This is a genomic window from Streptomyces sp. NPDC037013 (genome assembly GCF_055607265.1).
The window spans coordinates 254,149-272,913 of record NZ_JBVJRV010000007.1 but is presented as its reverse complement, the minus strand read 5'-3'; the positions used below and the strand labels follow the sequence as shown (position 1 = coordinate 272,913).

The window sequence follows — 18,765 nt, the reverse complement described above, 5'->3', positions numbered from 1 at the left end:
GCGCGGGAGCGCGAAGGGAGCACGCGGGGAGCGCGCCCGGAACCCCCCGGTCAGGGGTTACGGCCTCCTCACGCCTCGGGTCCGGCCGTTGCCGGACGGACCGGGAACGCCACGTCGCACACCTCGTCGTCGGGGCCCGTCCCGGCCCAGTCCACGAAGTACACCTCGCGGCACGGCCCGGCGACGGTCAGCCCCTGCTCGCCGATCCACGCCTCCACGGCGTCGTACGCCGCGATGATCTGCGGATAGGAGACCTGCGCCTTGGTGATCCTGGTGTAGGCGAGCCGGTGCGCGGGCTCCACGCGGACGGTGACGTCGGCGGACCGCCCCTGCCGGGCCGCCCAGGTGCGGGCGGCCGCCTCGTCCTCGACCGGCACGCACGACTCGGCCGGCCCGTCGCTCTCCTCGGTCACCTCCGCGTGGTAGGCGACGAAGTGCGGTCCTGCGATGCCCCCGCACTCCTCGGCCGCGGCCCGCTCCAGGCGTTCGGCGGATGCGGCGATCCAGGAGGACAGCTCGCCGGCGCGCACGTGCCTGGTCTCACTGATGACGTACCGCTCCGGCACGTCCACGGTCTTCACTTCGAACGTCGCGTACAACTCGGCATTCCTTCCCGACAGTCGTCCACGGAGGTAGCGCGCGAGCGTCCGCTGTTCGGCGAAGCGCTCCTCGACCCGGTCCCAGTAGCCGTCGAGCGAGCGCGCCGCCCGCTCCCCGTCCAGCTCCACGACCTCGGCGACCGCGGCGAGCGGCATGTCGAGGCGGCGCAGCAGCGCGACCGTGCGGGCCCGCTCGACCTGGTGGGGCCGGTAGTAGCGGTACCCGCTGGCCTCGTCCACATGAGCGGGCGACAGCAGCCCCAGCCGGTCGTACAGCCGCAGTGCCTTCGGCGAGAGCCTGGCGCGGGCGGCGAACTCCCCGATGGAGAGCAATCCGTCGTCCGCACGCGCGGGCCGTCCTGGTTCCACGTTCACGGGGTCATCCTCCGTCACCGGGCCGGTCGGCCCGATGGCACGGACGATGGACTCTGCCCCAGGGTCAAGGTCAACGCCCATCCGCCGCGGCCCGTCCCCGCCGCGCCCTTTCACCGCCGCGGCGCGTTCACGTACGCCTTCCAGATCCGCGGCGGCAGCACGTTCCCGCGCTGCGAGCCCTTGCCGCCCACCCCGGACATCGGCAGCAGCCGCGGCTCGTCGGGGCGCACCCGGAAGAGGGTCACCGCCGTGGACAGGTCCTTCGTGAGGCCCGCGATCCACGCCGACCTGAGCCGGTCCTGGTCGCCGGTGCGGCCCACCGGGGCGTCCACCCCCAGCTTCTCGCCGCCCGCGCGCAGGGCGTCGGTGACCTGCCGGGCCACGTCACCGTCGAGCGCGCGCCGGGATGCGGGCCGCTCCAGGCCGGGCAACCGCTCGCCGTCCTTGAGGACCTCGGTCACGGAGTACGGGTCGTGCGCCAGCCCTTCGTTCGCGAGGGTCCCGTAGGCGGTGGCCATGCGGATCGCGCTCGGCGTCGACGTGCCGATGGAGAAGGTCGGCTCCAGGCGGGCCATGCTCTGGCGCAGCATCCCCGCGTCGACGGCCGTGCGGCGGACGTTCTCCCTGCCGACGTCCTTGCCGAGCCGTACGTACGTCGCGTTGCCGCCGGAGACCAGGGCCTCGGTGAGCGTGGGGTGGTCCGGGTCCCGGGCGCCGCGGGAGGCGCGCAGCGTGCCGTCGGCCGCGTAATGGCTGTCGGCGAGCGTGCTCTGCGCCGCGCCGGGGGCGCGGCCCGCCAGGTGCGCCTCGGTCGCCGGCAGGTCGCGCACGGTCATCCCGTACTGCAACGCGGCGGCCAGCACGAACGGCTTGAAGGCCGAGCCCACGGGGACGCCCGAGGTATCGGCGTTGTTGGTGAAGTGCTCGGTCGCGTCGGGGCCGCCGTACAGCGCCACGATCGCCCCGTCCGAGGGCCGCACGGAGGCGGCGCCGACCTGGAGGTGCCGGTCGGCGCGGCGCCTCTTCGGATCGGTGTCGCGGGCCAGGACGCCGCGCACCGCCCGCTCCAGGGCGCGCACCTTGTGCCTGTCGAAGGTGGTGTGGATCTCGTGGCCGCCGCGGGCCAGCTGCTCGTCGGTGAGGCCGGTGTGCTGCTTGAGGTACCGGTTGGCGACGTCGACGAGGTAGCCGGTCTGGCCGCCGAGGCTGGTGGAGCGCGAACGGCTGCGCGGTTCGGGGAAGGTGCGGTACTTGTTCCGCTCCTTCCGCGCCATCAGGCCGACGTCGACCTGCCGGTCCAGGATCCACGCCCAGCGCTCGCGGGCCCGCTCGTGGTTGGCGGGGCCACCCGCCGGGTCGTACAGCTCGGCACCCTTCAACAGGGCGGCGAGCAGGGCGCTCTGACTGGGGTTCAGCTGCTTGGCGGGGATGCCGTAGTAGGCGTGGGCGGCGGCCTCGATGCCGTTGGCACCCCGCCCGAACCAGCTGGTGTTGAGATACCCCTTGAGGATCTCGTCCTTGCTCTTCATCCGGTCCAGCTTCAGCGCGATGACGAATTCCTTCGCCTTGCGCGTGACGGTCTGGTCCTGCGACAGATAGGTGTTCTTCACGTACTGCTGGGTGATGGTGGAGCCGCCCTGCGTCTCGCGCCCGCGGACCATGCTGACGGCGGCGCGGGCCAGGCCCTTGGGGGAGACGCCCGAGTCGTCGTAGAAGGTCTCGTTCTCGGCGGCGATCACCGCGTGCACGGCGGACGGGGCGATCTGGTCGAGCTCCACGTTCTGCCGGTTCACCTCGCCGGTGCTCACCATCTGGGTGCCGTCGGACCAGTAGTAGACGTTGGCCTCGCGGCGGGCCGCCGCGTTCTCGTCCGGGATGTCCACGCTGATGTACACGCAGACGAAGAGCACGGCGACCGACGTGACGAAGAGCAGTGTGGCACCGAGGAGTTGGCGCCACGACGGGAGCCAGCGCCGGACGCCGGTCCGGCCGGTGCGCGGGTAGTCCACGAGCCGTCGTCGGCCGCGGCGGCGCGACTTCTTCCCCTGAGCATGTGTCCCCATGCCGGGGGAGAGTGCGCCGCACGCGGCCGGGTTGGCCCGGAGGCTGTTTGCGGTACGTAACAGCCCGCCGAGGGGGAGGTGGCGGGGTCAGTGGGGCTTCGTCAGCGGATCTTCGTCAGCTCACGCCCGTCCTTGAGGGCCGCCACGCCGCGGGCCCAGATGCTGTTGACGCGCTGCCGCTCCTGGGCGTTGGGGTAGGCGTTGGTGCAGGACGGGCCGGGGCCGCCGCCCGACATCAGCTCGCTGCACGGGCCCGAGTAGTGGTCGGGCAGACCGAGCACATGACCGGTCTCGTGGGCCGTCACGCGCGTGGAGTTGTACTGCTGGTTCTGCCGGTAGTCCAGGAAGATGTAGCCGTGGCCGCGCCCGTCGGTGTAGGCGTAGGAGCCCCGCGAGTCATTGCCCTCGCGGTACTCGAAGTCCGTCCCGCCGCTGCCCTCCTGGAGCCGCACGTTGCTGACCGAGGAGTTCCATATCTGCGTGCTCTGGGCTATCTGGCTGCGGAAACTGGGCGCCCGGCTGGTGCTGTAGGTGACGGTGACGGCCTGGATGCCGGGCTTGGCGGCCTGCTTCTTCAGCGCCGACTTCATGACGGCTTCGAAGAACTGCCGGTTGACGGCCTGGTTCTCGCCGGTGTACGACGACGCGCTGTACCCGGCGAACGCCGAAGCGCTCTGCCCGGTCGCGGGCTTGACCGAGTCGGGCGCAGGCGCCGGGGCGGCCAGCGCCGTGGGGGCGGCGGCCAGCGAGGCGACGAGTGCGGCCGCGCCGAGGGCGGCGGCGAGGCTGGTCCTGGATCTGTTCATGGGGGTGTCCCTTCCGGTGGGGCCGGATGGCCGGGATGGGCCAAGGGGGGTGGCCGGGACACCGGAGCACGGGGGTGTCCGGTGTCCCGGGACCGGAGGCCTGCGGGTGCGGTCTCCGGTCGGGACGAGTATCCGGAGGACGGGGCGTGTTTGCGCCGATGCCATTGCCCGATAGCTCGGTGGCATCAACTCATCGTCGTAGTACGGAATTTGACCGTCTACGCGGAAGTGCGTGGCCGCCCCCGCGCCCTACCGGCGCCGGATCCGGTGCACGTCGCGCACGCAGAGGTTGAGCAGGGTGGCTGCCGCGATGATCCCCGTACAGACCAGGAGCACGGACCGGTCGGCGAACACGGAGGAGGCGAGCGCGACGACGAGGTAGCCGAGCGGGATCGCGAGCCGCTCACCGAGCTGGTTGAAGGAGCTCATGCGGCCCAACTCCTCCGCGGGGACGTTCTGTTGGAAGGCGGTCACCCAGGTCACCCCCGCGATGTCCAGGGTGATGCCCGCCACGACCGCGCCGAGCAGCAGCCAGGGCAGCGGCACCCCGAACGCGAGGCCCGCGAGCGGCAGCGCGAGCCCCGAACTGGCGGCCACCGCGACGGTGAGCAGCCGGTACGGCTTCCACCGCAGGCACACGACGGTCCCCGCGAGCAGCCCCAGGGAGAACGCGCCCTGCACCAGCCCCCAGGTACGCGCCCCCTCGTACCGCTCCTCCGTGACGACCGGCCCCAGGAGCTGGTACCCCGCGAGCCAGGCGGCGACGAGCACCGTCCCCGCCGCCGTGTACGTCCACAGCCAGGTCCGCGACCAGAACCCCGACCAGCCGGCCCGCAGATCCGCGAGCGCCCCGCTCTTCGTGACGGGCGCGCCAAGCCGCAGGCCGAGCAGGAGCAGGGCGGAGACGGCGAACGTCAGCGCGTCGAAGCCCAGCGCCCACGCCGGCCCGCTGAGGGCCACGAGCAGCCCGCCCGCCACCGGACCGACGACCTTGACCGCGTTGGTGGGCAGCCGGAGCAGGGCGTTGGCCTGCTGCAACTGGTGCGGGGCGACGAGCTGGGTGACGACGCCCTGCGCGGCGGGCGTGGTGAAGGCGACCGCGACACCCGAGACGAAACCGCAGACGGCGATCGAACCGGTGCTGGCGTGCCCGGTGGCCACCACCAGGGCGAGGGCGCCCTGCGCGGCGGCGGCGAGCAGATTGCCGAGGAACAGCAGCCGGCTGCGCGAGACCCGGTCGGCCAGCACTCCGCCGACGAGCAGGAAACCGACCGTCGGCACGGTGTTGGTGGCCAGGACGAGCCCGAGCGCACCGGCCCCGCCACCCGCGCCGATCACCGCGTACGCGAGGGCGAGCGGGGCCATCGCGGAACCACAGGCGGAGACGAGCTGAGCGAGGACGAACCGCCGGAAGGGGGCGATGCGCAGGGGGGAGGGGGTGGGGGTGGGGGTTGGGGTGGTCGAGGGCGGTGCTTGTTCGGCTGTGGTCTCGGGGGTCGGGGTCGGAGGAGGTGTGGGGGTCATGTGTCCCTGTTCGGTGGGCCTGTTGGGGCTGATGGGGCTGATCGGGCTACGTTCGGCGGGAAGCCTAGGGGGGCCCGGGACAGCTCACCCCATGGTGGGGAATGCCGTGGGGCCGAAGGGAATTGCTCTGGGTGCGGCACTGTTCGGGAAGCCCGGCTCCGACGCCGGGCGGGCCGGACGCCGTAGATCCCGCCCACCGCCCCACCCGGAGGCCCGCCCATGACCAGCACCCCGCCCCCGTTCGACCCGCACGCGCTCCTCGCCGAGAGCCGGCTCGGTGTCCTCGCCACGATCAAGTCGGACGGTCGCCCGCAGCTCTCGCCCGTCATGCCGTTCTACGACAGGGAGGCCGGCGTCCTGTACGTGTCGATGACCGAGGGCCGTGCCAAGACGGCGAACCTGCGCCGCGACCCGCGCGCCGCCCTGGAGGTCACCGGCCCCGACGGCCGCTCGTGGGCCACCGCCGAGGGCACGGTGACCCTCGTCGGCCCGGGCACCGACCCCCGGGGCCCCGAGGTCGAGGCGCTGGTGGATTACTACCGCAAAGCGGCCGGAGAGCACCCGGACTGGGACGACTACCGGTCCGCGATGGTGGCCGACCGCAGGGTGCTCATGACGATGACGGTCGACCACGTGTACGGCGAGAAGCTCGGCTGAACCCCCGGGCGGGGCGGCACCGGGTCACCCGGCGCCGCCCCGTGGGCTCGCGACCAGGCGGATGTCGTCGGCGGCCCAGAGCACGAACCGTTCGACGGGCGTCACCTCGTGCCCCGGCACGGGCCGGAACCGGAACCGCTTGAGCAGGACGGCCAGGACGACCTCGGCCTCCACCATGGCGAGCGCGGCACCCTCGCAGCTGCGCGGCCCGAGCCCGAAGGGGACGTAGGCCAGTCGCGGCCGCGCGGCCACGGCCGACGGCGTGAACCGCTCGGGCAGGAACTTCTCGGGCTCGGGCCAGTGGTCGGGGTTCATGTGCACGGCCCAGAAGGGGTAGAAGACGGTGGTGCCGGCCGGGATCTCGTCGTACGCGCCGAGCACGAGCGGCTCGGTCGTCTCCCGCGCGCCGTACGGCCCGGGCGGGTAGAGCCGCATCGCTTCCTTCAGGACCATGTCGAGCAGGGTGAGCCGCCGCAGGTCGGCGTGGTCGGGCGCCGTACGGTCGCCGAGGACGCGGTCCAGCTCGTCGGCGACACGGTCGGCGATCTCCGGGTGGTGCGCGAGCAGGTGCAGCGTCCAGGAGACGGCGACGCCGGTGGTGTGGTGCGCGGCCAGCATGGTCACCATGACGGTGTCGCGGATACGGGCGGGCGGGGTGCCGGCGTCGAGAAGGGCACCGATGAGATCGCTGCGGTCGCTGCGGTCGCTGCGGTCACGTCGGCGGCTGTCGTTCGGGGGGTCCTCCGGGGGGTTGTGGGCGGCGACGACGCGGTCGACGGTGGTCCGCAGGTACTGGAGGGCGTCGGCGGCCCGCTTGTCCCGCGCCGCCCTGTCGGCCGGGTCCTCCGCCACCTGATAGACGCGCCCCAGGTACTCGCTGAGGACGACCTCGAAGGCCTCGACGACTTTCGGGGGATCGACGAGGCCCCCGCCCCGCCCGTCGGCACCACCCACACCACCCGCACCGCTGCCCGCACCCCCCAAGGCGTACGCACAGATCATCCGCAACGAGAGGGCGGTCAGGTCCTCCTGCAGAGCGACGACCCTCCCGCCCACAGCGGGCCCCGAGCCCGCCACACCCGCTCCCGCCTCCACCACGCCCCGTTCCCAGCGATCGGCGAGCTCCTCCGCCAAGGAGACGAACTCCGCGAAGTGCCGCTCGTGGGAAGGCCGTCCGGCGAACACTTCCAGCAGGACGCGCCGCCAGGGCCCGTGCTCCTCGGCGCCGATGACCTGGAGGTTCCCGGCCTCGCACAGCGGCGCGAGGAACTCGAACAGCGCCGCGGGCCGCTCGTCGAGCCGCGCCGTGGCCTCGAGCAGGACGGGGTCGGCGACGGAGACCGCCTCCCCCACCCCCGGCAACTGGAACCGCACGACCGGCCCGTAATCGGCGTGCAGGCGCAGCTGATGGAGATGCAGCCCGCCCGCCTCCGCGATCGCGCCGACCCCACCGTCGTCCCGCGGTTCAGGCCCAGGAATCCGCATGCCCACCCCTTCGCGCCCACACGTCACCGGTCCCTTGACCGGGGCGTAGGCAGGTAACTGCCCGCCGCCTGCGGAGCGTTCCCGTCCGTACGCCCCGCACGGATGACACCCGCCGGATTCCGGCCAGTAAACTGCGCGCGCTCGGAAGCGACGCGGGAAGGCGAGGAGAACAGTGACGCACGGGGGACACCAGGGCTGGCCACCGCGGAACACGCCACCACAGGGAGGCGGCGCCCCTCACCCGTACGCACCACCCACAGGCCCCCCGATCCCACCCCAGACCCCCCACCAGCCCCCTTATCCGGGCCCGCAGCCTTACCTGCCGCCCCAGCCGATGCCGGTCCCGCGCCCCGCCCGTCGTCGGCGCAGCGGCTGCGGCTTCCTCTTCGTGTCGCCGCTCATCCCGGTGATCCGGTCAGCCCGCCGCCGCGCCGAAGCGATCTTCAACCAGCCGGGTGCGGGCCACGTCGCGGACCGCGTGGTCTCGCAGGTGCAGCTGTGGCGCGCGATCGCGGGGGCACTCGCGTCCCTCTACCTCGTCTACGCCTACGGCGCGGACGAGGGCTGGAGCGGTGTCGCCAACGACGGCGTCGTGAAGCTGATCCTCGCCCCGCTGCTGCTCATCCTCACCGGCCCGCTGGTCGTCCTCGGCTTCATCCGGTACGCACCCGCCGAGCACCGCCGCGAACTGCGCGCCCGGTTGCGCGCCCCGCTCAAGGCGGTCGGCTGGTACGTGGGGATCCTGGTGGGCGTGGGCCTCGTCCTCGCGGGCAGCGCCGTCCTCCTGAAGCAGAACTACGGCACGCTCGTGAACGGCCTCGTGGCGCTGGCCCTGCTCATCGGCCTCATCTGGCTCCTGCCGTTCCTGCTCTTCTCCTCGGCCTACGCAGCCCGTTACGCCTTCAACACCTCCAACGTCCACGCCGCGCTCCCGGCCGCGCTCACCGTCGTACTCGTGTGGGAGCTGATGCTCAGCAGCCTCGCCCTGGACGGCGGCCTGCCGCACGGGCCGCCGGCGGCGCAGTGGTGCGCGGTACTCGGCGGCCCGGTCTCGGTCACGGCGGTGGCCCTGTGGGAACTGCACCGCATGAGAACGCGGTACGGAGTCCGCATCCGCGCCTGAGCCGACGTGCGGGAGCGTGCGGGAGCGTGCGGGAGAAGGAACCGGCGACCGGCTCGCGTGACTTCAGGGCGGGTCGGCGCGTTACGGATCTTGTTGACGGCCATCCGGCCGGATCCCTCTTCCGCAAGGAGTCTCGATGAAGCCCATGATGAAGGTCGGTATCACCGCGGCCGCGGCATGTACGGCCGTCTTCGGAGCCGCCGGCGCTTCCGTCGCCGACAGCGGCGCCAGCGGCGCGGCCAAGAACTCGCCCGGCGTGATCTCCGGCAACGTCATCCAGGTCCCGGTCCACATCCCGGTCAACGTCTGCGGCAACAGCATCGACGTCGTCGGCCTGCTCAACCCGACGTTCGGCAACACCTGCGTCAACGACTGACCTCACGGCTCCTTCTGCCGTGACAGACCGTGCCGGCCTCCCGGTTCTTTCCCCACCGAGGAGGCCGGCACGATCACGCGAGAAGCACGACCCGATCCGGTCCTGTCAGCCGACGATGGCCACGGGCGCGTCCCAGGCGTCACGGTCGACGGTGATGGTGTGGCCGCCGCGTGTCTCCTTGCTGTTGACCTTGTACTGGTGACCGCGGTTGTGGTTCGTGTACAGCGACGGCGACCACGGCCAGTCACTGGTCGTGGTGTTGACGTTGTCCCACTTCGCGTACCAGAGGCTCTCCGGCAGATCGGTGCGGTCGGCGGCGGTCGCCACGGCCTTCGCGCTGGAGCTGCTGAACCCGTAGTACCCCGCCCGGTACTTCTTGGCGCGCAAGGTCTTGGTGAAGGCACGCACGTACTTGAGGACCGCGTTGTTGCACGCGGTGTTCGCGACGTCGTACGGCTCCATGTCCAGGTAGACCGCGCTGCCCGCCCGCATGCCGAGCGCGGAGGCCTTGGCCACCGCGTCCTTGCCGTTGGTGGCACCCAGCGAGGCCGCGTTCGCCGCCGTCAGCTTCTCCGGACTGGAGCCCCGCTGGCAGTACGGCTGAGCGCCCACGTAGATGGGGATCAGTTTCCACCCCTGGGCGGTCACCTTCTTCACCCAGGACGCGGTGAGGTTGGGCTGGGAGCAGCCACGGTTCTTGCCGCCGACATAGACGGCGGCCGCTCCGTAGAACCCGGTGCGCCACGCCTTCATGGCGGCGGCGGAGGGAGCGGTGCAGGCGTCGAAGGCGCGGCCGGTGTACGTCTTGCGCGCGGGCAAGGCCGTGGCCGCCGACGAACTCTGTGCGAGGACGCCGCCACCGGCGACGACGGTGGCACCCGCGGCACCCCAGACGATGCAGCGACTCCTCCTGGACAACCGGTGCGCAGACTTGCGCGACGTGCCGATCATGCGGTCCCCACCCCTTGATGTGCACTTCTGTAATTACTGATGGCCGAAGGATAAGACAATGCCTGAACACCGCGGCGCGTCCTCGCGTCCGGCTCGGATTTCGTCATGTCGCGGCGGCCTTCCTGGCCGCGGCGAGTGCGCTGTCCCATGGGTACGCCTTCGGCTGCCCGGACCCTGCCGGGTTGGGCACGAACCCGCCCTCGCCGTACAGGACAGTGACGCCCTGCTCGCGTAGCTCCGTGATGCTGCGGTCCAGTTGGCGGTGTGCGGCGTAGGCGGCGTTCACGCACGGCACTGTCACGGTCGGGATGCCCTTGCCGATGCCCTCGGCGACGACACCGACCACGAAGGACGACGTGATGCCCAGTGCCCAGGAGTTGAGACTGTTGAAGGTTGCCGGGGCGAAGAGGATCGCATCCGCCTTCGGCCATACGTCCGGCTCCCCGGGCAGCTTGTACTCGCTGCGGACCGGGTGCCCGGTGAGCGCGGCCAGGCCATCGAGGCTCTCCGAAAGCCAGCGGGCCGCAGCCGGGGTCAAGCCGAGGTAGACGTCCCACCCATCGGCCTGCGCGGTCTCGACCACCTTGGCCACGTCGAAGATGGGCGGCGCTGCCGACCCGAACAGGTACAGGGTCCGTGAGGTCATGCCCTCATCCCAACCCGCACGGTCGATCACACGCAACTACCCCCGACCCAGGTGATCGTGGGCAGAAGCCGGACCAGCGCCATCGAGCGCGAGTACCGTTCCAGGTGGTGAGTCAGGAACGGAGTTCCAGTATGCCCAGAGACGACCACCCCGGCGCCCGGATCGCGAAGCACCGGAAGTTGGCCGGATACACGCAGAGTGGCTTGGCCCTGAAGATCGGGTACTCGTACAGCCTTCTCCACCAGGTAGAGGGGGGTCACAAAGCGGCGAGCCCTGCCTTCACTGCGGCCTGTGCGCGAGTCCTGCGGGTGGACGTGACCACCTTGACAGGACAGCCGTACATGACCGAGCTCCAGCAGGACCGCTTGGCCGAGCTGATCCGGCCCATTCGCGAATCGCTCGACCTCTACGACCTCGGCGCCGACCCCGACGTGGCCACGTGCGAGACGTCCCGGCTGGTGGCAGCAGCCGACACCCTGTGCCGGCGAGTTCGGGCCACCCAGCTCAACAAGGCCGCCCTGGCGCTGCCTCGACTGATCGCCGAACTCACGACCGCGGCTCATCGCGCTCCGTCCACCGAGCTGTGGGCCGCTCTCGGATCCACCTATCGGACTGCCCACGACGTGACGGTCAAGCTGGGCTTCTACGACCTCTCCACCATCGCTCTCGACCGCATGGCCTGGGCGGCGCAGCGAGCCTCGGACCCGGTACTCGCGGCCGTACGCCAGTACATGCGGGGACTCGTCTACCACCGTGAGGGTGAGCACACCATCGGGCTCCGTCTCGTGGACGCCGGCCACCGCCTCCTCGACGCGGCAGGCGAATCCCCGGAGTCACTGGCCGTGTCGGGACAGCTGCACCTTGGTGCCACGGTCATCGCCGCGCGCGCCCGGGACGAAGCAGCGGTGAAGGCGCACCTGCGGGAGGCCAAGCGGATCGCCATGCGGGCCGGTCGGGTTGAGCACGTGCACTGGCTGTCGTTCGGGCCGACGAACTGGGCCGCGCACGAGCTCTCCGCACTGACGGAGATGGGCCAGTACGGGAAGGCGGTGGAGAAGGCGCAGAAGCTCCGTATGCCGGACTCCTGGCCCACTTCCCGCAGGGCGCACGTGTGGATCGACCGGGGCCGCTCCGAGATGGAGACAGGCCGCACCGAAGCGGCACTCAAGTCCATCGCCAAGGCGCGTGAGGTCGCCCCACAACAGACCCGGTATCACCCCGGCGCACGCGCCACCATCGAAGGACTCGTGCACCAGCAGCGCAAGACCCCCGACGCCCTGGCCTACATGTCCGCGTGGCTCGGCCTGTGACACCGGCTGTCACTGAAGAGTGACAGTTGATCCTCTACCGCCTCGTCACCCTTGTCCGACAGGGAGAAAACGCAGGCGGCAGGGGCAGATGGTGAATTCACATCAGACATGCGGTGCCGCGTTCGACTGGCTGGCGCGCGCTCAGCGGGAGCCGCGCCTGGCGCAGCGGGGGTGGATGGAGCGCGGCGCGGCGCTGTTGCCGCTCGGCACTCGGTTCAACGCCGTGTGCTTGTCCGCACGGATCGTGCACGCGGGCGTCGACACCGATGACCCGGAGACGGTGGCCGCGGCGCTGGCCCATCTGCTCTGCGGCCCGGTCCTCCACCACCGACCGAAGCAGACGTATTACGCACTGACCGCACCACATCCGCCGGCCCTGTGGACCTGCGCCGACGAGGCCCCGATGCTCGGCGCCGGTCACTTCCTCTCCGTCCCGGCCCCGGACATGGTCGGCCCGTACGGCCTGCACTGGGTCGTGCAACCACGCATCGTCGGCGACCTGTGCCCCGTGCCGTCCGTCGCCGCCCTCGTCCACATCGCGACCGGGACGCGCTCAGAAGGCTTGCGGTGATGACCCTGATGAAGGCGCCCGACCTGGTGCAGCACGAGCGGGAGGTCTACGAGACGCTCCTCGCCCACACCCTGGAGTGCGCCATCTGCCTGGCCGAGGTGGATTGTGCGGAGGCGGCCCAGCTCCGGCTGGCGCTCCGGCAGACCCGGCTCGTACTGCACCACGTGCGGGCTTCCGGGGGCGGCGGTGAGTGAGGGCACGCGGTTCTGTTGGCGCTGTGACGAGCCGATCCTGCACGGGCAGGCGGTCGTGACGTCCGTAAAGCTTTCCGTGTCGGCCGGCGGCCACGCCGTCATCCTGCACGAGAAGTGCCCGAAGCCACCCGCCCCCGTCCGCCGCACCCCCTGATCCCCCGCCTGCGGCCTCGTCGGGAGCGCCACGGGCGGGAAGAGGCGGCCCGCCGATGGCGAGCATGGCGGGGCGGGCCGCCTGCTACACCAGGTCGCGGAGCGGAACCCCCCAGCACACCAGCGATGCGCAACAGGGTGGACAGAGATCGACTCCGGCGGTGAGGTTGTAGTGAGGGTGTCTTACTGCGTGGTCAGAGTGCGCAAGACGAAGGCCCAGGACCGGATTTACCATCCGTGACCTGGGCCTTAGCCGTTCTGACGTGGTGCCCCCGGCAGGATTCGAACCTGCGACACCAGCTTTAGGAGAGCTGTGCTCTATCCCCTGAGCTACGGAGGCCAGGATCTGGTCGGGAGCGTTCTGGTGCTTCCGGCAGTTCCGTGGTGGCGCGGGGTTCGCCCGTGCCACCGCCGACAGTGTAGCGGGTGGAACTTTCGGGGGCGGGGGGTGTCAGGGGGTGGTCGTGGTGGGGGTCTTTTCGGGGTGGGACGCCGCGATGTCCCGGGGGCGGAGGGTCAGTACGAGCGGGGCGTCCTCGGTGATGGCGACCGTGTGTTCGGAGTGGGCCGTGCGGGAGCCGTCGGCCGAGCGGATCGTCCAGCCGTCCTTGTCGAATGTGATCTTGTTCGTGCCGCGGGCGAACCAGGGCTCGATCGCGATCGTCAGGCCGGGGCGCAGCTTCCAACCCCGGCCCGGGCGGCCGTCGTTGGGGATGTGCAGGTCCTCGTGCATCGTGCGGCCGATGCCGTGGCCGCCGAACTCCAGGTTGACCGGGTAGCCGTACTCCGCGGCCACCGCGCCGATCGCCACCGAGATGTCGCCGAGGCGGTTGCCCGGGCGGGCGACCTTGATGGCGGCCTCCAGGGCGACCTCCGTGGCCTCGATCAGGCGAACGTCCTCCTCGTCCGGGGTGCCGACGATGACGGTGTGGGCCGAGTCCGCGGCCCAGCCGTCGATCATCACGGCCATGTCCATGGTCAGCACATCGCCGTCGCGCAGCTTGTACTTGTGCGGCAGGCCGTGCAGCACCGCGTCGTTGACCGAGAGGCAGACGACGTTGCGGAAGGGGCCCTTGCCGAACGAGGGGGCGTAGTCCCAGTAGCAGGACTCCGCGCCGCGCTCCTTGATCCGGCGGCGGGCGTGGTGTTCCAGGTCCATCAGGTCGACCCCGACCGCGGCCAGGTCACCGAGCTCCTCCAGCACCTGGCCGACGAACCGGCCCGTCACGTGCATGCGCTCGATGTCCCTGGGCGACTTGTGCTCGATCACTGCGGTCCTCTATTCCCCGGGTGCCGGACAGGCCGGATCCTCCGGCCGTTGATCGGTATATTTATACCAGAGGGGGGATCCGGGGGGGGGGAGGGGAGGCGTCCGCCGCGGGGCGCTGAGCGTGGTGGTTGCCGGTCGAACGCGGGCGCCCCTACCCTGTCCGCATGGTTCGCCACCCGCTCGCCCCCGAACAGATCGAGGCGGGCCGCCGCCTCGGGGCCGCCCTGCGCGCCGCCCGGGCCGGGCGGAGCCCCGTCGACGTGGCCCTGGCCGCGGGCATCTCGCCGGAGACCCTCCGCAAGATCGAGACCGGGCGCCTGCCCACGCCCGCCTTCGGGACCGTCGTCCGGCTCAGCGAGGTCCTCGGCGTTCCGCTGGCCGAGCTCGCCCGCGTGTGGCGGGTCGATCCGGCCTGCGGCGTCGAGTCGGGGCGTGGCGTCGAGTCGGGGCGTGGCGTGGGTGCGGGGGCTGCCCCCGCGCTCAGTGAGGCCTCTTGATCCTGGCTCGTATGGGCTGACCGTCCACCTGGGTGGGCGTGCGCCGGCCGTTTGTGGTGCCGAGTTGTTTACTCGATGACCAGGTCCACCGGGATGTTGCCGCGCGTCGCCTTGGAGTAGGGGCAGTACGCGTGCGTCTTCCTCAGGAGCTCCTCGCCGGCGGGGCCCTGGAGGTGGTCGGGGAGTTCGGCGCGCATGACCACCGCGAGGCCGAAGCCGCCGTCGGTGTCCTTGCCGATGCTGACCTCCGCCGTGACCGAGACGTCCGTGACGTCGATCTTCTCCTGGCGCGCGATGCTGCCCATCGCGCTGGCGAAGCAGGCCGCGTACCCGGCGGCGAAGAGCTGCTCGGGGTTGGTGCCCTTGCCGTCGCCGCCCAGTGATACGGGGAAGCCGAGCGGCAGGTCGATCTGGCCGTCCGAGCTGACGGCCCTGCCCTCGCGGCCGTTGGCGGTGGCTACGGCGGTGTACAGCGCGTCCATGGTCAACCTCTTTCTTCCTTCTGCGTCCTGTGCGTCCTGCTCTTTCCGAGGGAAGTAGAGCACGCAATTCAGTTGTGCACAACTCAATGGGCCGCTGAGGTACTCTCGTACGTATGGAGAAGGCACAGGTCGGGGCAGGTACGGGCGACGGCGTGACGGACGAGGATTTCCTCCGGCTCGACCACCAGATCTGCTTCTCGCTGCACGCGGCCGTGCGCGCCTTCAACGGCGTCTACCGCGTCGCCCTGAAGGATCTGGGGCTGACCTACCCCCAGTACCTGGTGATGCTCGTGCTCTGGGAGCACGGCGAACTGCCCGTCAAGAAGATCGGGGAGCGGCTGCGGCTCGACTCCGGCACGCTCTCGCCGCTGCTCAAGCGGTTGGAGGCGGCCGGGCGCGTGGAGCGGCGGCGGAGTCCGGCGGACGAGCGGTCCGTGACCGTCCGGCTCACCGACGAAGGCGTGGCGCTCCGCGAGAAGGCGCTCGCCGTGCCGCGCGCGATCTCCGCGTCCACGGGGCTGGGGCTGGATGAGGTGCGGGATCTGCGGGCTCGGCTCGATGCGTTGACCGCTGTGCTCGACGGGGGCGGCGGGGCGGGTGCGGGTGCGGGTTCCGCTTCCGGGGGTGGGGGCGGTCCGAATGCCGGGGGCTTCGGTGACTGCGTCCGCTGATATGTGAGTCGCCCTCCCGCGTCTGCGGGTCGGGGCCGCGGGGGTATGTGCGTACTCGCCATCCCTGCGCCACGCCGTGCGGACAAAGGCGCCAGCGTTTGCTCGGTGCTCCGTTCGCACATACCCCCACGTCCCCTTCCGTCTCTTGCGCGGCTGCGGGGCATCCTGGGTTCGGTAGGCGGTATCGGGGCGGGTACGTGTGTTACCTTGCAAGCAGTACGTGTGTACGCCCCGGCTCGGGGTGCCCGTGCTGTCATCCCTTTTCCCGGTTTTCGGGATCTCTTCCGGTTCGCCGGTTCTGTCAGGCCGTTGTCCGGCCTTCCTTGTACTGCTTCTTCGGCAGTAGTTCTCTTTTTCGCCCGTCGCCACGGGGGCGTGTCGTTGCCGCCCACCCCGCCGGGCCTCTCCCGCGCATGGTCGCGAAAGGACCCTCTCCATGACTGTCACAGCCACCACTGAAACCATGTCCACCTCAACTGCGCCTGCCTGCGCGGGAGTTCTCGACATCGGTCGGGACGGCCGCGGGTTCCTCCGCGGTCCCGGGTGTCTGCCCGGCCCCGACGACGTGCAGGTTCCCGCCGCCGTCATCCGCCAAATCGGGCTCCGTACCGGCGACTTCGTCGAAGGCGTCTGCGGCAGGCCGCGAGTGCTCGCCGGGGCCGAGCGGGTGGGCGGGCGCGACATCGGTGCCCTGCGCGGCCGGCGCAGGTTCGGCGACCTCACCCCGCTCCACCCCCGCGAGCGGCTCCGTCTGGAGACCGCGGGCGGGCCCGCCGCCACCCGGCTCCTCGATCTCGTCGCCCCGCTCGGCAAGGGGCAGCGCGGCCTGATCGTCGCCCCGCCGAGGACCGGCAAGACCGTCCTGCTCCAGCAGATCGCCGCGGCGGTCGCCCAGAACCACCCCGAGTGCCACCTCATGGTCGTCCTGCTCGACGAACGGCCCGAAGAGGTCACCGACATGCGGCGTTCGGTCCGCGGCGAGGTGCTCGCCTCCACCTTCGACCGGCCCGCCAAGGAGCACATCGCCCTCGCCGAACTCGCCGTCGAGCGCGCCAAGCGGCTGGTCGAGGACGGGCGCGACGTCGTCATGCTCTTCGACTCGCTGACGCGGCTGTGCCGTGCGTACAACAACGCGGCCTCCGGCAGCGGCCGCACCCTCAGCGGTGGTGTCGACGCCGCCGCCGTGCAGGGGCCGAAGCGGCTCTTCGGTGCCGCGCGCCTCGCCGAGGAGGGCGGCTCCCTGACGATGCTGGCGACGGCGCTCGTGGAGACCGGATCGCGCGCCGACGACTACTACTTCGAGGAGCTGAAGAGCACCGGCAACATGGAGCTGCGCCTCGACCGCGGCACCGCCGAGCGCCGCGTCTTCCCCGCCGTCGACGTCACGCCCTCCGGCACCCGCCGCGAGGAACTGCTGCTGTCCGGCGAGGAGTTGGGCGCCGTGCGCGGGCTGCGCAGGGCGCTGCGCGGCAGGGACGGGCAGGGCTTCCTGGAGGCGCTGCTCGAACAGATCAGGAAGACCCCGAGCAACGCCGCGTTCCTGCGCCAGGTGCGGCAGACCGTCCCGGGCGCACAGCCGCACCCCGCTACGGACGCGTGACGTGCACCCGATAGTCGCCGTCGTCCGTCACGCCCGCCACCGTCACGCGGACACCCGTCTTGGCGTCGGTGAAGGTCTCGCCCACGCCGTACGTCGCGTCCGAGAGCTCGGCGTGGACGTTGGGGCGGCGCGTGCAGCCGCCGCTGTCGGGGGTCGCGTCGGAGACCGTGATCGGGCCGTGGCCGGTGTCGACCTCCGCGTCCACGCGGTAGACCAGGACGCCCGGCTTGCACACCGATTCGTCGTTGCCGCCCTGGGTGCGGGCCTCGATCGCGTACCCCGACTTCTCGTTCAGCGGGGCGAAGGCCAGCTTGGTGCCGCCCGTCTTGGCCAGCGGCGACAGGACGTGCTCGGTCGTGCCCGGCGACGAGGCGCAGCCGACCTGGTCGTCCTCGAGCCAGCCCAGCTTCCACTTGTGCCAGGCCAGCAGGTCGTTGTTGGAGCCCCAGTCCTCGCTCATGATGTCCCAGTGGCCGACCGCGCCGCCGCCGTCCTGCGTGTAGAGGTCGGGCAGGCCGAAGACGTGGCCGTTCTCGTGCGGCAGGACGCGGTAGCCCGTCTCGCGGTAGCTGCCCGAGCCGTCGTCCTGGCGGCTGTAGACGAAGGACGCGTTGGAGACCGGGACGCCGTCCGCGACCGGCGCCTCGTGGTTGCCGGCGAAGGTCACCGACAGGACGGTGTCGAGGGCGGAGGGGCCCGCGTTCGGGGTGATGAGGATGTTGACGAGGTCGTACGCGCGGAAGTCCACGTCCGGGTCGGCGGCCTTCACGATGTCCTCGACGAGGGTGCGGTAGCCGGGGTCGAAGGGGGCGCCGCGCTCTATCCCGTACTCCTTGAAGGTCTTGGGCATGCGCAGCCACTTCGGGATGGGCGATTCGGGGCGGTAGTCGAGGCGGCCGTACGAGCTGGTGCGGAACCACTGCGAGGTCTGCGGGAAGAACTCCGCGAGCCGGTCTATCGCGCTGCCGTCACCCGGCGCGTCCGAGAAGTCGATCATGAGGTTCAGGGCCCGGACGGTGCCGGTCGAGCGGGAGTAGCCGGGCGAGGTGGGCATGCCCTCCGACATCTGCACGCCCATCGTGCCGCTGATCATGCACGGGCTGAGGGTCGCGCCCCGGGCCAGGGCGACCGGTCCCGCCGCGCTGGGCGAGTCCTCCATCAGGCGTCCGGTGCTCGCCGACGTGGTGAGGGCGAGGGCGAACGCGGCGGCGGAGGCGAGGAGGGCGCTGCGGCGGGCGGGGCATATGTGTCGCCAGGTCGGCTGCTGCATGCGTGGCCTTCCGCTCCGCGGCAGCCGCCGGTCCTGGCTGCACCCTGTCCGATCACCCTGTGCCGGGGGGTGCGCGGGCGCTCGTTGGGTGCGACCGATCGTGGGTTTCTCGCCGAATGGCGTGTGACCCGGCTCACATGAA

The 18,765-nt window shown here is 71.3% G+C and carries 19 protein-coding genes and 1 tRNA gene; 9 read left to right on the top strand and 11 right to left on the bottom strand.

The features are described 5' to 3' along the window. Positions 1 to 68: 68 nt before the first annotated feature. The 4 genes from ACZ7DY_RS26660 to ACZ7DY_RS26645 form a co-directional block, all read right to left on the bottom strand. Positions 69 to 992: a MerR family transcriptional regulator gene (locus ACZ7DY_RS26660; RefSeq protein WP_471139180.1), complete on the bottom strand. Its 924-nt coding sequence runs from the start codon at positions 990 to 992 to the stop codon at positions 69 to 71. Positions 993 to 1,084: 92 nt separating this feature from the next. After that, positions 1,085 to 3,037 carry a transglycosylase domain-containing protein gene (locus tag ACZ7DY_RS26655; protein ID WP_471139178.1) on the bottom strand — a complete coding sequence of 651 codons (1,953 nt, stop codon included), beginning with the start codon at positions 3,035 to 3,037 and terminating at the stop codon, positions 1,085 to 1,087. A gap of 101 nt (positions 3,038 to 3,138) precedes the next feature. Beyond that, positions 3,139 to 3,843: a snapalysin gene (snpA, locus tag ACZ7DY_RS26650; RefSeq protein ID WP_471139176.1), complete on the bottom strand. Its 705-nt coding sequence runs from the start codon at positions 3,841 to 3,843 to the stop codon at positions 3,139 to 3,141. Between the two features lie 249 nt (positions 3,844 to 4,092). Further along, the gene (locus tag ACZ7DY_RS26645; RefSeq protein ID WP_471139909.1) at positions 4,093 to 5,271 is read right to left on the bottom strand and encodes an MFS transporter; all 1,179 of its coding nucleotides are present in this window, start codon (positions 5,269 to 5,271) and stop codon (positions 4,093 to 4,095) included. A gap of 315 nt (positions 5,272 to 5,586) precedes the next feature. On the opposite strand from ACZ7DY_RS26645, the gene ACZ7DY_RS26640 reads away from it, so the two are divergent. Then, entirely contained in the window at positions 5,587 to 6,024 is a 438-nt protein-coding gene (locus ACZ7DY_RS26640) for a PPOX class F420-dependent oxidoreductase (RefSeq protein WP_471139174.1), read from the top strand. A gap of 24 nt (positions 6,025 to 6,048) precedes the next feature. Here the strand turns inward: ACZ7DY_RS26640 and ACZ7DY_RS26635 are convergent, their stop codons facing one another. Then, positions 6,049 to 7,509 carry a cytochrome P450 gene (locus ACZ7DY_RS26635; RefSeq protein ID WP_471139172.1) on the bottom strand — a complete coding sequence of 487 codons (1,461 nt, stop codon included), beginning with the start codon at positions 7,507 to 7,509 and terminating at the stop codon, positions 6,049 to 6,051. A 334-nt stretch (positions 7,510 to 7,843) separates the two neighbouring features. Here ACZ7DY_RS26635 and ACZ7DY_RS26630 point away from each other — a divergent pair, with 334 nt between their 5' ends. Together ACZ7DY_RS26630 and ACZ7DY_RS26625 are read left to right on the top strand one after the other, a co-directional pair. Continuing rightward, entirely contained in the window at positions 7,844 to 8,632 is a 789-nt protein-coding gene (locus ACZ7DY_RS26630) for a hypothetical protein (RefSeq protein ID WP_471139169.1), read from the top strand. A 145-nt stretch (positions 8,633 to 8,777) separates the two neighbouring features. Further along, positions 8,778 to 9,008, top strand: a complete 231-nt coding sequence (locus ACZ7DY_RS26625) for a chaplin (RefSeq protein WP_471139907.1) — start codon at positions 8,778 to 8,780, stop codon at positions 9,006 to 9,008. A gap of 105 nt (positions 9,009 to 9,113) precedes the next feature. Here ACZ7DY_RS26625 and ACZ7DY_RS26620 read toward each other — a convergent pair whose 3' ends face one another. Both ACZ7DY_RS26620 and ACZ7DY_RS26615 read right to left on the bottom strand, forming a co-directional pair. Continuing rightward, entirely contained in the window at positions 9,114 to 9,959 is an 846-nt protein-coding gene (locus ACZ7DY_RS26620) for a glycoside hydrolase domain-containing protein (RefSeq protein ID WP_471139166.1), read from the bottom strand. Positions 9,960 to 10,062: 103 nt separating this feature from the next. After that, a complete protein-coding gene (locus ACZ7DY_RS26615) occupies positions 10,063 to 10,605 on the bottom strand; it encodes a flavoprotein (protein WP_471139165.1) in 543 nt (180 codons plus the stop codon). Positions 10,606 to 10,736: 131 nt separating this feature from the next. Here ACZ7DY_RS26615 and ACZ7DY_RS26610 point away from each other — a divergent pair, with 131 nt between their 5' ends. The 3 genes from ACZ7DY_RS26610 to ACZ7DY_RS26600 all read left to right on the top strand — a co-directional run bounded on the left by ACZ7DY_RS26610 (position 10,737) and on the right by ACZ7DY_RS26600 (position 12,680). After that, positions 10,737 to 11,915 (top strand): helix-turn-helix domain-containing protein, encoded by a 1,179-nt coding sequence (locus ACZ7DY_RS26610; protein ID WP_471139162.1) that lies wholly within the window; start codon positions 10,737 to 10,739, stop codon positions 11,913 to 11,915. Between the two features lie 88 nt (positions 11,916 to 12,003). Then, positions 12,004 to 12,486: a hypothetical protein gene (locus tag ACZ7DY_RS26605; RefSeq protein WP_471139159.1), complete on the top strand. Its 483-nt coding sequence runs from the start codon at positions 12,004 to 12,006 to the stop codon at positions 12,484 to 12,486. Further along, positions 12,486 to 12,680: a hypothetical protein gene (locus ACZ7DY_RS26600; RefSeq protein WP_471139157.1), complete on the top strand. Its 195-nt coding sequence runs from the start codon at positions 12,486 to 12,488 to the stop codon at positions 12,678 to 12,680. Before ACZ7DY_RS26605 ends, ACZ7DY_RS26600 begins: the two co-directional genes overlap by 1 nt. Positions 12,681 to 13,097: 417 nt before the next feature. Here the strand turns inward: ACZ7DY_RS26600 and ACZ7DY_RS26595 are convergent. Further along, positions 13,098 to 13,173: transfer RNA gene (locus tag ACZ7DY_RS26595), tRNA-Arg, on the bottom strand. 111 nt (positions 13,174 to 13,284) lie between these two features. Further along, on the bottom strand, positions 13,285 to 14,103 hold the full coding sequence (gene map / locus ACZ7DY_RS26590; RefSeq protein ID WP_471139154.1) for a type I methionyl aminopeptidase: 819 nt from the start codon (positions 14,101 to 14,103) through the stop codon (positions 13,285 to 13,287). 164 nt (positions 14,104 to 14,267) lie between these two features. Here map and ACZ7DY_RS26585 point away from each other — a divergent pair, with 164 nt between their 5' ends. Next, positions 14,268 to 14,600 carry a helix-turn-helix domain-containing protein gene (locus tag ACZ7DY_RS26585; protein WP_471139151.1) on the top strand — a complete coding sequence of 111 codons (333 nt, stop codon included), beginning with the start codon at positions 14,268 to 14,270 and terminating at the stop codon, positions 14,598 to 14,600. Positions 14,601 to 14,668: 68 nt separating this feature from the next. Here the strand turns inward: ACZ7DY_RS26585 and ACZ7DY_RS26580 are convergent, their stop codons facing one another. Further along, the gene (locus ACZ7DY_RS26580; protein WP_471139149.1) at positions 14,669 to 15,082 is read right to left on the bottom strand and encodes an organic hydroperoxide resistance protein; all 414 of its coding nucleotides are present in this window, start codon (positions 15,080 to 15,082) and stop codon (positions 14,669 to 14,671) included. Positions 15,083 to 15,195: 113 nt separating this feature from the next. Here ACZ7DY_RS26580 and ACZ7DY_RS26575 point away from each other — a divergent pair, with 113 nt between their 5' ends. Together ACZ7DY_RS26575 and rho are read left to right on the top strand one after the other, a co-directional pair. Next, a complete protein-coding gene (locus tag ACZ7DY_RS26575; RefSeq protein WP_471139147.1) occupies positions 15,196 to 15,753 on the top strand; it encodes a MarR family winged helix-turn-helix transcriptional regulator in 558 nt (185 codons plus the stop codon). Between the two features lie 436 nt (positions 15,754 to 16,189). Then, positions 16,190 to 17,353 (top strand): transcription termination factor Rho, encoded by a 1,164-nt coding sequence (gene rho / locus ACZ7DY_RS26570; protein WP_471139145.1) that lies wholly within the window; start codon positions 16,190 to 16,192, stop codon positions 17,351 to 17,353. Here the strand turns inward: rho and ACZ7DY_RS26565 are convergent. Further along, on the bottom strand, positions 17,340 to 18,623 hold the full coding sequence (locus tag ACZ7DY_RS26565) for a M6 family metalloprotease domain-containing protein (protein ID WP_471139143.1): 1,284 nt from the start codon (positions 18,621 to 18,623) through the stop codon (positions 17,340 to 17,342). The two genes, rho and ACZ7DY_RS26565, sit on opposite strands and share 14 nt — an antisense overlap. Positions 18,624 to 18,765 lie beyond the last annotated feature (142 nt).

What these genes read in the sequence shown, in the direction of transcription:
- ACZ7DY_RS26640 (WP_471139174.1), top strand. Translation starts at nt 5,587, where the DNA reads ATGACCAGCACCCCGCCCCCGTTCGACCCGCACGCGCTCCTCGCCGAG.
- ACZ7DY_RS26635 (WP_471139172.1), bottom strand. Translation starts at nt 7,509, where the DNA reads ATGCGGATTCCTGGGCCTGAACCGCGGGACGACGGTGGGGTCGGCGCG.
- ACZ7DY_RS26610 (WP_471139162.1), top strand. Translation starts at nt 10,737, where the DNA reads ATGCCCAGAGACGACCACCCCGGCGCCCGGATCGCGAAGCACCGGAAG.
- ACZ7DY_RS26625 (WP_471139907.1), top strand. Translation starts at nt 8,778, where the DNA reads ATGATGAAGGTCGGTATCACCGCGGCCGCGGCATGTACGGCCGTCTTC.
- ACZ7DY_RS26655 (WP_471139178.1), bottom strand. Translation starts at nt 3,037, where the DNA reads ATGGGGACACATGCTCAGGGGAAGAAGTCGCGCCGCCGCGGCCGACGA.
- snpA (WP_471139176.1), bottom strand. Translation starts at nt 3,843, where the DNA reads ATGAACAGATCCAGGACCAGCCTCGCCGCCGCCCTCGGCGCGGCCGCA.
- ACZ7DY_RS26580 (WP_471139149.1), bottom strand. Translation starts at nt 15,082, where the DNA reads ATGGACGCGCTGTACACCGCCGTAGCCACCGCCAACGGCCGCGAGGGC.
- ACZ7DY_RS26630 (WP_471139169.1), top strand. Translation starts at nt 7,844, where the DNA reads ATGCCGGTCCCGCGCCCCGCCCGTCGTCGGCGCAGCGGCTGCGGCTTC.
- ACZ7DY_RS26565 (WP_471139143.1), bottom strand. Translation starts at nt 18,623, where the DNA reads ATGCAGCAGCCGACCTGGCGACACATATGCCCCGCCCGCCGCAGCGCC.
- ACZ7DY_RS26605 (WP_471139159.1), top strand. Translation starts at nt 12,004, where the DNA reads ATGGTGAATTCACATCAGACATGCGGTGCCGCGTTCGACTGGCTGGCG.
- ACZ7DY_RS26620 (WP_471139166.1), bottom strand. Translation starts at nt 9,959, where the DNA reads ATGATCGGCACGTCGCGCAAGTCTGCGCACCGGTTGTCCAGGAGGAGT.
- ACZ7DY_RS26615 (WP_471139165.1), bottom strand. Translation starts at nt 10,605, where the DNA reads ATGACCTCACGGACCCTGTACCTGTTCGGGTCGGCAGCGCCGCCCATC.
- ACZ7DY_RS26600 (WP_471139157.1), top strand. Translation starts at nt 12,486, where the DNA reads ATGACCCTGATGAAGGCGCCCGACCTGGTGCAGCACGAGCGGGAGGTC.
- rho (WP_471139145.1), top strand. Translation starts at nt 16,190, where the DNA reads ATGACTGTCACAGCCACCACTGAAACCATGTCCACCTCAACTGCGCCT.
- ACZ7DY_RS26585 (WP_471139151.1), top strand. Translation starts at nt 14,268, where the DNA reads ATGGTTCGCCACCCGCTCGCCCCCGAACAGATCGAGGCGGGCCGCCGC.
- ACZ7DY_RS26575 (WP_471139147.1), top strand. Translation starts at nt 15,196, where the DNA reads ATGGAGAAGGCACAGGTCGGGGCAGGTACGGGCGACGGCGTGACGGAC.